Source organism: Paraburkholderia sp. BR10141, assembly GCF_056155635.1.
In genome coordinates this window covers 17,080-30,050 of the sequence record NZ_JBMIQH010000041.1, presented here as the reverse complement: position 1 = coordinate 30,050, position 12,971 = coordinate 17,080, and the positions used below count along the sequence as shown (strand labels likewise).

Sequence of the window (12,971 nt, the reverse complement as noted above, 5' to 3'; positions counted from 1 at the left end):
CCTGGTAGTAGTCAAGATCAGGCGCGGCCGATTGAGTTAGTGGACGCTGACGATGCGTCACCTCTGGAACCACCCATCAGCTTCATCGCCCTCATGGCTCCACTGGCCGCGTTGCCGATCTTACCGACCATCGATGAGATACCTACGCCACCTGCCAATTGCGATGCAAGTGACGGCATGCTCAGCGACACCACGATGAACACCAGCCCTGCAGCGATAATCTTTCCCTCAATGGTGTAGGTCAGCATGACATCGCTGACACTGAAGTTCTTCGGCAGCACCGAGGTCATAAAACTCACCTCGATTGCACCCACGGCACCGAACAGCGCAACGAGCAGACCATAGTTCAGGCATTGCCCAACCCAGTTTTGGAAAAATTGCCGCGTGGCAGGAAACAGCGCCGCAACGATGAACGCAGGCCCTAGCGCAAGCAGCAATCCAAGTGCGAACTTCGCAAGGATGATGTAGGCCGCAGCAATAGCAAGAAATGGCACACCAACTAGGAGGATGCAGAGTGCGAGCACTGAAACCTCGACGAATAGACCAACATCAGTAACGCCTAATCCGTTGTACATGCTCTTGATAGCGGATATATAGAGATTCAACAGCGTATCGAGCCCACTACTCAGGCTGTTGCCACCCATCAAGGCACTACTTAGATCGTCCCCGAGGCCATTGAAGAACGGCACCACGTACTCGCTGTAATAGCTGATATTCATCCCGAGCGTGAGCACAGCCGCCCACCCTGCCATCTTCAGCAGGAAGTCGGATATCGGGCTGTCGTTGTGGCCACGCCAGTACGACACGAGTACGAGCAGGACATAGAGACTAAAGCAGGCAGCGACCAGCGGACTGATGAGTGAGATCATCCGGGCCGAGCCGGTATTGATCGTGTTCAGCACGTTCTGATCGAACGAGTTGAACATTTCGGTAAAGATTTGCAGTTGCACGATCGCACTCCGCGTTATTGATCGGCGTTGTCGTCGCCATTCAGCCGTTGCTGCATGTCGTTATGGGCAGCCTGTTGCGCGAAATCCTTCTCCGCATCCTGAAGTCGCGCCGCGAGATCGAGGCGCATCTTTTCCGCGTTGATCGACGAGTTCTCTGCCGCCCACCGGTTTTGCAAATCGGCGTTCGCCGCCGGATCCTGCGTGAGGTTTGACTGCTGCATCAGCTGCTGGATGTTCGTCAGCCGGTCGATCGACGCCTGATACGAGCGCATCGCCATTGCCTTGTTGGCGGCCAGAGTATCGTTCAGACGTTGCTGCCCGGGCGTGTACGCGGTCATCCCCTCCTGGCTCTCGATACTGCTGGCGAGGCCGCTGATTCCGTTCAACTGTCCGCTCTTCACTTCGTCGTAGACCGACTGCCACTGATCCGGCAGGTAGTTGCGCAGCGACGGGTCATTGAAGATGATTCCTAGGCCGCGATTGCCGATCGTCGACTGGTACTGGTCAGAGAGCAGGCTGTATTGCTGCTCCAGCTGCTTGACAGTCGAGATCGCCTGCGCGATCGCCTGCAGGTCGATCACCGGGACACCCTGCGCTTGCGCTGCCTGCATCGTGAATGTGGCCACGATCAATGCGGCGCCCGTCAAATTGCGAATGATTTTCATCGTCGTGCTCCCAAGCTGGGCTGCTAGGATGTTCGCCCGTCGCTGGCTCGATCGACGACGAGCGCTGAAGATCGTGTGTCGTCGTCATTCGGTTTCCTCAACAACCTCGGCCTCGTGCTTTCGATCGCGTTTGCCCTTGCGGCGTGCCTGGAACAGCTGCATTCGCAGGTCCGTGTCGCCATGTGCGTCGCGCGTGCATTCTTCCCAGATCGCAACGTTGTCCAGACTGCTGGAAAGCACCGCGATCTCGTCGTTCATGCCGCCCAGGTCCAGTGTTGCAAACGCCGACTGGTTGCTCTGCTTGATCAGGAACGTGCGGGACTCCTTCGACAGCCTCTTGAGCGTGTCGAATTCGCGGTCGGTCAGGTTCAGGAGCTTGTAACCGTCGCGCGTCGCGTCCGGGTTCGGCAGATAGATCTTTGTCGCCGTCAGGTCGCGGATCTCGGCGAACACCGGACACTGGATTGCGTCCTCCGGCGACTGCGAATCCAGGATCAGGAATTCGTCTGCCTTGCGGCCCGTCTTGAGCGACTTGCGGATCAGCTCCTGCGTGGTGGGGTAGCTGGCCGGCAGCCAGAATTCGGCAATCACCGTTGCGAGCAGTCCGCCCCTCTTCTGCATCTGGTCCTTGAGGTACAGCAGGTGTGCAAGCACCGGCTCCGTGGCGGCATAGTCTTTCTTCAGGAAGTCAGTGACGTCGAAACCGATCCGGCGCACCTCGGCAATGTTCGTCAACGCATCCGGTATGTTGTCCAGCGCCCACGAGAATCGACCGTTAGTTGCACCACACCACTGGCTAAGACGGACCCACAGGCCGTTCTCGTCGCCCGTATCCGGGATCGACTCCAGCAGGCGGCTGAAGGTTCTGTGCTCGATGTTCTCGAGCTTCATGACCGTGTCGACCGCGTGCTTGATCTGCCGCTGGTCGTCAGCACTGAGCTTGCCGTTCTCGTCGCGGCAGCAGGCACCCACCAGGTCGTAAAGGTGCGCGAGGTTGCGCTTCGTCTCGGGCAGGCCAAACGGCGCAAGACCGGTCGGCTCGCCTTCGCGAAGCGTGTAGTAGACAGCTCCCATCTCCTCGAGGAAGATCCGCAGACCCTGATCGAGATCGAGCGCGAAGATCTTCGGGTCGAACCGCTCGAGGAAGGCGAGCAGCATCGTCTCGAGGGTGGTCTTGCCCGTGCCGGTCGAGCCGAGAATAAGCGTGTGGCCGGCAACCTTCTCGCCCACGCTGTCCTCATCCAGGCGCGAAGCGTGACAGTTCAGGCTGAACAGGCTTTTCGCAACGGTCTGCACCGGCATGAGGGCCGAGCCATCGCCGAGCGGATTGCCGCGTGCCTTGCCGGCCGAATAGGTATGCATCGAAAACGACGACGCGAGACTGCGGGTCGATTTCGGCATCGGCCGCGGCTTCGTCCTGAATCCCGGCACCTGGCTCATGTACGTGAACGGTGCCGATGCCGTCGCCTTCACGAACTTGAAACCGCAATCGTTCAGCGCCCGACTGGTTACGTACGCGCCGTTGCTGATGGCCTTCTCCGGCGTGTCGCCGTACACGACGAGCGCCCCGTGATAGTCGCCGAATGCGAGATCCCGACCGGCGATCAGCGCCACCGCATCCTCCAGTTCCTTGATCTGGTGTTTCGCCTTGTCCTCGACCGACCTCAGGTGATTGATCTGGTCTTCGATCGCCTTCATCGCTTCGGCAGTGCTCAGACAGCCCAGGCTCTGCGTGAAGGTGAATTCGACGGGCAGCGACAGCAGCGGATTCGTCTGCCCCCAGCCGGCCTTCGGAAAATCCTTCAGGTCGTAGCAGACCGCGAACCGGGTTGAGCGATCGGTGCGGATCTCAACCGTGTCGTAGTGGAAGTGCAGGTGCGACGTCGGGATCAGGTCGCGTCCGGTGGCCTGCGTGACCGGCACGCGCTCGTCGACGCCATTCACGAGTTCGCCAATGAACTGATACGCCTCCGAGAACAGGATGCCGTTGTGCCCGTATGCTTCGAGCAGTTGAGGATCGTAGGCAACGATAGCCTTCATCAGTCCCTCGCCCAGCTCCTCGAGCTCGCGCACCGTCTCGTCCAGGTCGTCGCCCTGCAGGATCGCGGTGATGTAGAAACTGTTCTCGAAGTGATCGTGCCTGCGGAAACGCCGCAGGTATTTGTCGACGGCCTGCTGGATGAACGGATTGTAGAAGCGGTACTCGTCGCCGAACGAGATGCTGCGCCGACGAAACGTGGTCCACAGCGACAGGCGATTGCCTTTCTCCAGCGTCATCGCGGCCAGCTGACGGTTCCAGCCGTCGTAGCGTGCTTCGATCTCGCCACGGCTCACCGATTCGAACGGCACGCCGTTCACGCGCATCACCAGGAAGGCGCCGCCGTTGTCGACGCTTGTCACCGTTTCCGACACCGGACGGCCGATGCGCGGCAGCTTGTCCTCCGCGGACGTAACAAGCCGGTTCAGTTCGTTGGTCACGCGCATGCTTCGTCTCCCGCGTACGGCATGTCGTCCGCGCCGCAAATGCGACGGCGCTCCTCCGCGAGCCGGCGAAACACGTCATACATTGTCTTGCCCGAACCGGGAGCACCAGCCGTCATGGCGTAGCCCACAATAGGCGTGCACGAACTGGCAGCGCCATCTGTTGACAGCGCAGGCTTGCGGTCATTCATCTTCGTCCTCCTCTGCCTGCGCAAGCAGGCGCTGACGCAGCGCCTCGAAGCGCTCAAGGTCCCGGCCACGCGAAAACGAGCGGGTGTACACGTTCAGGTCGCGGCCATACCGCATCGGTGCGAGCGTGTATGTCCTGCCGAATACCGACACACGACGGCGGTCCAGCCAGCAGCGAAATTCCAGCCACGTCAGGCGCAGTGCCTGGTCATCTGTCTCGCAGACATGCCGGAAAAACAGGAAGACGGGCACACCAGCCGAGCCTATCAACAGACCACCGGGACCGAGCACGAACCCACCGACCATACTGGTGATCAGCGATGTACAGCCGATGATCAGCGCCGGAAACATCGGGACGCCGCCGATCATCGCGGTACGGTTAAGACCCGCGTAGGAGGGGTACAGCGTGCGTTCGTCTTCCATGGTGATTCAGGCGAAGAGTCCGAAAGCCCAGCCGGCGAGCACGAGTGCCGAACCCACGCCGGCCACCTTCGCGATGCCGCCGCCGAAGTCATGAATCCAGTCGGCCTTGTTGGACCAGCACTGGACCCCAACCCACAGCAGATACGAACCAGCCATCACGCCACAGAATCCGTAAAACCATAGCGTGAAGGTGTTGGCCGCCGACGTGCCCGCTGCCAGGCCACCGCCCGCCCGGGCTCCGCGGGCGGCCATCGACATGACCACGGCGCCGATGCGCCCGGCATTCCTGCCACGCAAACGCACCAAAGCCGCGGCACGGCCGGTCAAGGGTTCGAGAAGAATCTTCTTCATCTGCCTGCTCCGTCAAAAATCGCCCAGGGCGTCCCAGGCTGGATGGTGATTGACCTGTTGGGCGTGCTCGGCCCCGGTGTCGGTGCTCACTGAGTCATCGGCCCGCCGCACACGGGCCGGGTGCACTACTGCGCGCGATGCTGTATGCACAACGGGTGCCTTGCCCTCCGGTACGACAGCGATCGGCGGCACGACAGCAGCGCTGGCTTCGCTATCGGGGACGTTCGCAGCCACGCGCTGGACATAACTCGTGCCACCCACATCCGGTTTGAAGCCGCGCGTGAAATTGCCGCTGTAGTAACAGCTAAGCGCCGCACGCACGGCATCCTGCGGCACGCGTCCGCCGGCGGCCGCGCGGGTGTAGCATTCGGCGAGGATGGCGCCGCCCGCCCGCAGGTTCGCGCACGGATCGAACGCGGTTTCAGGGGTAAGGCCATAGATCCGCAGGTTCGCGCGATTGACCTGGGCCAGGCCCATGCTGTAGTTCCAGCCAGCCGCCTCAAGCGCGCGCACGGTCGCCACCGCCTCGTCGCGGTTGCGCGGTTGGCGCACCAGGTGGCCGCCGACCACGCCGATGGCGAAGGGATTGAAACCGGATTCGGCTCTGACGAGCGCCTGCAGGGTGGTCGGATAGACGGCCGGGGCGCATTGCTGCGCGAGCATCGCGAAGTCGACTGGCATCATGACCGCTCCGTTGCGGGCCCAAACACGAGGCGGGCTTTCATGTGGCGCCTCGGTCGCGCCTGAGCCGACGCGCGACGCCTTCAGCGACGGCAACCGCGACCGCAGGCAGTTGGGGCGTCACCCGCTTTGCAGCCGTACCGCCCATGCCCGAGTCGAGAGCGGCCGGAACAATGGCCGATAGCGACAGCCCCTGCATCCGCTGGTCGACCCAGCGTACGTAGTGTTCGAGAAGCCAGCCCGGACCGCCGCAGCCCCAATCGGCGAGCACGCCCAGCTGCAACAGGCCAATTGAGCCCCGTTTTACAAGACGATCTCCAAAGAGGTTCCGCATGGCTCACCCCCCTCGCTTCTCGCGCGGCCAACCGCGCCTGTAGGCAACGCAGCCGATCGCGGCCCAACCCAAACCCACGATCGCCACCGCAAACAGCTCACGCGGCGATGAATGCCGCTCAACCAACCAGTACGCGAAGCCAAGGAAAGACGTCACCGCCACGAACAGCAGCAGTGCGCACACGCCCTTTTGAATCAACCCGAAAACTGCGCCCATTTCCGTGCCCTCCGATGTGGTCAGTTCCCACGGGCACGCCATCGGCCCGGGGAGCCCTTCCTGCTATCTCTCCTGTCCAGCATCACACACGCGAACGAAGCCGCGACAGGCCAACTCGTGCATTGGCTGGTCGAAGAAGCGGCGAGTTGCGATTTCGACGTGCGATGCGCATACGGATGAGCTGCACACACCATTTCGACTGGCGCACAGACCTCACTCAGGTTTCCTTATCATATAAGTAGGACTGCTTTATATATAGCGACTGAAGATTCGCACTGCACTCTCATTCGATGGAGATCACTCAATGGCAACAGCGAAGGCCGTGCGCGTTTGCCGCGATGCGCGGACCGTAGTTCGTGCCGTCAGCTTCAGCAACGAAGCCCGCTTGAAGTCGCCGCTTTAGTTGCTCACCGTCGCCTACCCCTCCCTTTCCGGTGGTACTGCGTCAGATACGGGCGGCCGCACAATGAGCATGTCCTCAACTTGCCTTTGGACCGTTCCGGCAACACTCCGCTTACGATAGATTGGGCGGCGTCTGCGTTGATTCCCTCAGCTTGATACCGGGACGCCGCATCGATCGAATTCATGCCGAACCTCTTCCACGGTTTTGAGTGCCATTCAAGCCCCTCTATACTGAGCAAGTTTGATCACATTTGCAGAATATAGGCACGTTTGTGCCACTTGTCAATTTTAAGAACATTTATGCCAGAAACCTTTGGCTCGCGACTTATTGCGGAACGCGAACGGCTCGGATTTTCCCAAGGCGAGATGCATGCAATTTCCGGCGTCAGTCGTCGTGCGCAATTCAACTACGAACAGGGCGTGCGTCTGCCTGATGTCGGCTATCTGGCGGCTCTCGCTCAGCGCGGCTTCGACATCCTGTACCTGGTGACGGGAACCCGTATGATGCGCCACGGCGCTGTCGATGAACATATGCTGTGCCGCGTCCTCGTCTCGGTCGACATCGCGCTTGAAAAGCGTCCCATCGACACAGAGAAAAAGTCCAAACTGGTCGCCCTCATTTACCAAAGTGCCGCCGACTCCGGTCAGGTCGATCAGTTGCTCGTCAAGAAAGCAATCGATCTCGCCTTTTAGGCGACCTCGCTTTTCACGCGTGCTCCGAAACGTGCCGCGTAGTCTGCGGCGCCCTGACAGCAATGCAGGCGTCGCGTAAGGCATCGCCGATCTGGTTCGCAAACGCCACAGCGTGGGCACCGTCCCCGTGAAGGCACAGTGTCCCTGGCTGAAATTTGATGCAGCGGCCATCGATTGCCTTGATCCGGCCATCACGCACCATGCCCAGCGCCTGCTGACACGCCGCTACATCGCTATCCAACACGGCATTCGCCTGCGATCGCGGCACAAGCTTGCCTTCCGGGGTGTATGCGCGATCAGCAAAGCCTTCGTCAACTGCAAGCAATCCCGCTTCACGGGCCAGGCGGACGAGCAGACCACCAGCGAGTCCGTAGATAAGCAGCCCCGGGTCGTAGTCTTTTATCGCCTGCACGATGGCGACGGCGAGCTCGTCGTTGACCTCAGCCATGTTGTAGAGTGCCCCATGAGGCTTCACGTGCACCAGGCGGCCGTTGAGGCCCGCCACGACAGCCGCCAACGCACCCACTTGATACTGCACGCCGGCATAAACTTCGTCAGCCGGTAGGTACATCGGTGCGCGGCCGAAGTTCTCGCGATCAGGAAAGCTCGGGTGCGCTCCAATTGCGACGCCTTGTCGAATCGCCTCTGTTGTGACCCGTCGCATCGTCAGAGGGTCGCCAGCATGCCAGCCGCAGGCGATGTTGACCGAACTCGCGAGCTTGATCAGCTCGAAGTCATGCTCAAACCCTTCGCCGAGATCGACGTTCAGATCGATTGACTTTGCATTCATTTCTTCCCTCACATCAACTCTTACAGTACTTTCGCAGTGCGTATCAACCGAAATCGCACCATCACCAACCACCTCATTCCTCGAGTTGCACACCTCGCTGCCGCGACAACGAAAGCAATCCTGGCTCGTTTATTCATCCCAGACCGCCGCGTCGAGTGTTTCCACCACTCCCGGCCGGCACCCAGTGCCGGCCGGAGCAGTCTGACGATTAATGTAGGCATCAAGAATGGCCTGACCAGCTGGCCCCACCCTACCCAGCCACTCGCGCGCCCTAGCCCGGCCTTCGTTCTGCAGCGTCGCGCGCAGCTCTGGCGAAATCGGATCCTCGATGACCACGCCGTTATTCCTCATGTGCGCATAGTTGATCGCCATCCGTTCAGGAAGTGCTTGCCATTCCGCACTCTGCACACCACGAGCAGCAGCTGTGATTTGCCGCTGCCGCTGGGCCGACTGCGCTTTGAAGCGGCTCTCGCTCATCACAAGAAACGAAACCGGGAAGGCGTATCGAACTGCAGCGAAATTCGGAAGTATGCCGGCGAGGGTGTTACCGACCGATCCGTCCCCGGAAGACAGCACTGCATTGATACCACCCTCGCCAACTAACGACTTGACCTGCTCCATAGGCAAACTGGCCGCCTGTGCACCCACGTTGCCCAGCACGGTCGCCGACGTTTCGTCATAGGTACGAACTTTCAGATGCGTGATATCGCTCGCGTTCTTGAGAGGCGTGAGCGACCAGAGCCCCGTGGGCGGCCAGGGCGACACCACCAGCAGATGCAAACCGACTTTCGCAAGCACGCGACGATAGGCTGGCTCCGCAATGCACGCCAATGCTTTCGCGTCCGCTTCGCTACGCGCAAGAAATGGCAACGTTGACAGTTCGAACAGCGGATCGAGGGCGGCCAGATTGCCACCGAAGATGTCTGCTGCGTCGACATCGCCCGCTCGTACGTCGTCGACCAGCTGTGCCGCGCGCCTGCTTGTCCGATACTGGATGTGCGGCGCTATGTAACCTTGCGTTTCCGTTGCGACGTGTTCGGCGAACGAGCGAAGACCGTGGCCTGATACGGTGTCCTCAGGGTATGACGTGACCATCGACCAGTACACTTGCTTATCTCCGAGAGCTGCGCGTGACTCACCAGCGACCAGCAGGCACGCTACCGCGAAGCAAACGGATCGAGCGAGAATCGTAGTTTTCATCGTCAGGAATAGAAGAACCGGCTCGCAAACTTGGAGTCAATTTAGCCGACAAGCCTGCGTAAATTCCACTTTCTATTTTCTATTCCCAACACCTGAAAAATGTGATAACCCTATATGCGCGACCAATTGTTTAGTTAATCAATCCGCATTTAAAAGCAAGTGCTACCGCTTCCTTGATGTGAGAGACACCCATTTTTCGAGTAATCCTTGGGTATACGACCTGTCTGACGTGGCGCGCACGCATATCCAGTGCGGTAGCGATCGTCTCTGCAGAGCTGTCCTTCCAATGCAATAAGGCACGCAACACGGTCAACTCCTCACCAACGAGTTGAAACTGTCCTGCAAACTCGCGCAGCTGATTCAGCCGCCAGTCCGACAGGGCGCCAGCGGCGCTACGCCACCTGTTCTGATTGCGCGAAAGGATCCCATCGCCATCGGCGCAGTTCGCCCCGACAGCTGCCTGCAGAATTGTTAATGTCGATCTCGCGGGCTCGTGCACTGGACACGTGAGCATGCTGTACAAACCATGGCCCTGCGCTTCCTGAAGTAACCAGTGTTCTGTCGCTCCGTTTTGAAGACCAGATGTCGTTACCGGAGATGCGTTTCGCTTCGCATATTCGAGCAATGGGTCATTCATGTAGCCCGATCGATACACGTACTTCTGCATCCAAGCAGGATCGCATCCGACGAGATACCGATGCTCCGCCCTGTCGCCACGACTATCGAAATCGATCCAGGTGATGCAGTATTGTTCAGCACCAAGCGAACTAGAAAGGTCATCCAACAGCGCTGCGAGATCGTATTCATTGGTGCAGGCAGGCATGCTTGCCAGCACATCGTCGACGCTCACGGATCGAATGCGCCGTGGCGGGCGCTTCCTCCCATTGAACGTCTGTCGGCACGCACTCTTGATCGCATCGTAGGCCGGCGCGAGAATGTCGCCCCACGGATCAGCGCCCGAAAATTCCTGCAGCGCCCGCTCGCCCCGCAGCGGTAGAAGGAGCGTAAGACTCACATCATCCGGACGGGAGATCACGCGCTCGAGGATCAAGCGTCCCTCGCCATAGTCCCGCAGGCGCAAAATGACGCTATCCGACCCGCCCCTCTCACGTCGTTGATACACGACGTTCGCGCGAGCATTTGGTAACTTTTCGACCACCGAGCCGAACATTACTGACCTACCTTGAGCATTGCCGTTAGTTCAGTGATCGGTGCCGGACGACCATAAAGGTATCCTTGAAGTGACACGTCCTTGAAACGCGATAACCATGCTGCCTGCTCCCGGGTCTCGACACCTTCAACCACCAACGATAGCCCGACGTCCCGCGCAAGCCGAACAAGATTTTCAACCAGGGCCGCTGCCATCTTCTGGCCCGGCGCCGCTTCGGTGAATTGCCGGTCGACCTTGATACCGTCGACGGTCTGCGAGGTCAGATGCGATAGCGACGATTGACCGGTGCCAAAATCATCCAGCACAACCCTGACGCCCAGTCGGCGAATATCCTGAAGCCGTGATCGCAGTTCGCGGCTTCCGGAAAGCACCGCCGTTTCGGTTATCTCGAGCTGGAGTACATCGGGATCCATCAGATTGTCGTTAAGGCATTCCTTGATGGTGTGCGCCAACCCTCCCCGGGCGAGTTGAACCGGCGACACATTGACCGACAGAAAGAGCCGGTTGTCACTCGCTTCCTGCCAGGCCTGGAACTCGCGGCACGCCTGCCGCAAGACGTACTCACCAAGTTGCACTATCAGACTGGAGGATTCCGCGAGGGGGATGAACTGGTCGGGTTTCAATACGCCCTTCTGCGGATGCCTCCATCGGACAAGCGCCTCTACGCCGCGTAGCGTACCTTCGACGCTAACAATCGGTTGATAGAGCACGAAAAATTCACGATTGGTGATTGCGTATTGCAACGCCTGCTGTCGCTCGATCAGCGATAGCGCGCGATCCGAAAGGTCACGGGTATAGATATGAAACCGACTTTCCCCGCCCTGACGACCACGTTCTTTGGCCGCATACATCGCCAGGTCTGCTTTCGACAGTAGTCCAAACTCGCTGTCATCCGGATCGCTATGCAAGGCAATACCGATGCTGACGTTGACGGTGTAGTCGTGACCACGCATGACGAATACACGTTTGAACGCCTGAATGATATCGACAGCTATCCGTTCGGCGTGCGCGAGTGCGTGCTCGCCTCGCAGGACGTACGCGAACTCGTCGCCACCTATCCGCGCCAGCAAATCTTCTGATGTCGCACACTCTTGAAGACGAAAGGCAACGTTACGCAACAGGTCGTCCCCAACCTTATGCCCCAACGTATCGTTGATGACCTTGAAGTTATCCAGGTCGACGTATAGGAGCCCTACCATGCCTGGTTCTTCATCGCGCATCCATCGGCGCGCGGTTTGCAGCATGAGGTGCCGATTCGGCAGTCCAGTTAGTGAGTCCGTCTCGGCCAGTTTCCGAAATCGACAGGTCACTACCACCTGCCAAGCAGCAGCAGCCAAAAGCGACAGGCTCAAAAAGGAGGCGATCGCACAGTAGAGCACCTTGGCTCGGCGATACGGAGCCAGTGCGTCCTCGGCCGAAACGCCCGCGACTACTGAGACGGGATATGCAGACAGATGGCGATATGAAACTACACGCTGAACGCCATCCACCGGATCCTTAACAACCTTTCCCTTCGCTCCGGTCATTGCCGAATAGGCCGAGGCGGGTGGCCCATTGGGCGACGCGGGCGCCCCACCGGCCAGTCGCGATAGCAAATAGCCGTTGTCGGACAGCACAGTCAGCATCCCGTGGAGGCCAAGGCCATCAAGGTTGTAGAACCCGTCAGTCAGAAAATTTGGATCTTCTGAGACAACGACCACCCCTGCGAATGTACCGTCAAGATGATTGAGTCGGCGGGTGAACTGAAGCGTCCAGTGTGACGAAACGCGTCCGAGCACTGGCTGGCTGATATAGAGCCCGATGTTCCCTTTCTCATGAACCCGGAAGTGCAGCCGATCTGATAGGTTCACGGCGCGCGCGTCCGGCGTCGTTGTTTGCACAACCTGCCCCGCCGCGTCGACGATCGTTACCTGTAACGCTGTATCGGCCGAGACAAGCCCTCGCTGCTTGTAGTCGGAGAGCGAAAATGTCGCCGGCGAACGCTCGTACTCATACCTGACCCACTGCACGACTACATCGGCGTCGTGAACAGTTTTTGCGATGTGCGCCGCGAAGGCGCTGGCCAGGCGTGAACTCGTGACGGCCGCGGCGGTATGGGCCTGCTCACCCTCGTCGTGAATACGTTGAACGGTAACTGCCCAGATAGACGCAATTAACACCAGCGCGACAAGCGGGAACGTGAAAGTGCGGTCCGCGTAGGCGCTCAAAACTTCGGCCAGACGACCAGGAGCCAAGGCAGCTCTCTGCAATTTCGACAAGGCCATCGCTGGTTCCCCTAAGACTTCAACGACACGAATAGTCTGAGGAAGAACCTGTTCAAATCGTGGAACGGTTACAAACTGTTTCTCATTATGTGAAATGAATATCTACTGCTCCCGCGGTCTTTCACGCCGCCGGCAAGGCGGCTAGTACCGCTGACGACGGC

General features: G+C 59.5%; 14 protein-coding genes. 1 reads left to right on the top strand and 13 read right to left on the bottom strand.

Going from position 1 to position 12,971, the window contains the following annotated elements; all coding sequences use genetic code 11:
• Positions 1–17 precede the first annotated feature (17 nt).
• The 9 genes from ACOJB8_RS35185 to ACOJB8_RS35145 all read right to left on the bottom strand — a co-directional run bounded on the left by ACOJB8_RS35185 (position 18) and on the right by ACOJB8_RS35145 (position 6,290).
• Entirely contained in the window at positions 18–950 is a 933-nt protein-coding gene (locus ACOJB8_RS35185; RefSeq protein WP_368618994.1) for a TrbL/VirB6 family protein, read from the bottom strand.
• 14 nt (positions 951–964) lie between these two features.
• The gene (locus ACOJB8_RS35180) at positions 965–1,576 is read right to left on the bottom strand and encodes a type IV secretion system protein (RefSeq protein WP_475016792.1); all 612 of its coding nucleotides are present in this window, start codon (positions 1,574–1,576) and stop codon (positions 965–967) included.
• 123 nt (positions 1,577–1,699) lie between these two features.
• The gene (locus tag ACOJB8_RS35175) at positions 1,700–4,099 is read right to left on the bottom strand and encodes a VirB4 family type IV secretion/conjugal transfer ATPase (RefSeq protein WP_069268376.1); all 2,400 of its coding nucleotides are present in this window, start codon (positions 4,097–4,099) and stop codon (positions 1,700–1,702) included.
• A complete protein-coding gene (locus tag ACOJB8_RS35170; RefSeq protein WP_475016790.1) occupies positions 4,090–4,287 on the bottom strand; it encodes a hypothetical protein in 198 nt (65 codons plus the stop codon). Before ACOJB8_RS35170 ends, ACOJB8_RS35175 begins: the two co-directional genes overlap by 10 nt.
• Positions 4,280–4,708, bottom strand: coding sequence for a VirB3 family type IV secretion system protein (locus ACOJB8_RS35165; RefSeq protein WP_069268378.1), 429 nt, complete (start codon positions 4,706–4,708; stop codon positions 4,280–4,282). The genes ACOJB8_RS35170 and ACOJB8_RS35165 overlap by 8 nt, the downstream gene beginning before the upstream one ends.
• Before the next feature lie 6 nt (positions 4,709–4,714).
• A complete protein-coding gene (locus ACOJB8_RS35160) occupies positions 4,715–5,059 on the bottom strand; it encodes a hypothetical protein (protein ID WP_028215745.1) in 345 nt (114 codons plus the stop codon).
• A gap of 12 nt (positions 5,060–5,071) precedes the next feature.
• Positions 5,072–5,743, bottom strand: coding sequence for a lytic transglycosylase domain-containing protein (locus ACOJB8_RS35155; protein ID WP_069268379.1), 672 nt, complete (start codon positions 5,741–5,743; stop codon positions 5,072–5,074).
• 37 nt (positions 5,744–5,780) lie between these two features.
• Positions 5,781–6,074: a hypothetical protein gene (locus tag ACOJB8_RS35150; RefSeq protein WP_342922159.1), complete on the bottom strand. Its 294-nt coding sequence runs from the start codon at positions 6,072–6,074 to the stop codon at positions 5,781–5,783.
• 3 nt (positions 6,075–6,077) lie between these two features.
• Positions 6,078–6,290 (bottom strand): hypothetical protein, encoded by a 213-nt coding sequence (locus ACOJB8_RS35145; protein WP_342922160.1) that lies wholly within the window; start codon positions 6,288–6,290, stop codon positions 6,078–6,080.
• A 702-nt stretch (positions 6,291–6,992) separates the two neighbouring features.
• Here ACOJB8_RS35145 and ACOJB8_RS35140 point away from each other — a divergent pair.
• A complete protein-coding gene (locus ACOJB8_RS35140) occupies positions 6,993–7,385 on the top strand; it encodes a helix-turn-helix domain-containing protein (protein WP_475016787.1) in 393 nt (130 codons plus the stop codon).
• 13 nt (positions 7,386–7,398) lie between these two features.
• Here the strand turns inward: ACOJB8_RS35140 and pxpA are convergent, their stop codons facing one another.
• The 4 genes from pxpA to ACOJB8_RS35120 all read right to left on the bottom strand — a co-directional run bounded on the left by pxpA (position 7,399) and on the right by ACOJB8_RS35120 (position 12,810).
• The gene (gene pxpA, locus ACOJB8_RS35135; protein WP_475016785.1) at positions 7,399–8,175 is read right to left on the bottom strand and encodes a 5-oxoprolinase subunit PxpA; all 777 of its coding nucleotides are present in this window, start codon (positions 8,173–8,175) and stop codon (positions 7,399–7,401) included.
• 129 nt (positions 8,176–8,304) lie between these two features.
• Positions 8,305–9,282 (bottom strand): TRAP transporter substrate-binding protein DctP, encoded by a 978-nt coding sequence (dctP, locus tag ACOJB8_RS35130; RefSeq protein WP_342922162.1) that lies wholly within the window; start codon positions 9,280–9,282, stop codon positions 8,305–8,307.
• A 223-nt stretch (positions 9,283–9,505) separates the two neighbouring features.
• Positions 9,506–10,546 carry a helix-turn-helix transcriptional regulator gene (locus ACOJB8_RS35125; protein ID WP_475016782.1) on the bottom strand — a complete coding sequence of 347 codons (1,041 nt, stop codon included), beginning with the start codon at positions 10,544–10,546 and terminating at the stop codon, positions 9,506–9,508.
• Positions 10,546–12,810 carry a bifunctional diguanylate cyclase/phosphodiesterase gene (locus tag ACOJB8_RS35120; RefSeq protein ID WP_475016780.1) on the bottom strand — a complete coding sequence of 755 codons (2,265 nt, stop codon included), beginning with the start codon at positions 12,808–12,810 and terminating at the stop codon, positions 10,546–10,548. Before ACOJB8_RS35120 ends, ACOJB8_RS35125 begins: the two co-directional genes overlap by 1 nt.
• Positions 12,811–12,971: the final 161 nt, after the last annotated feature.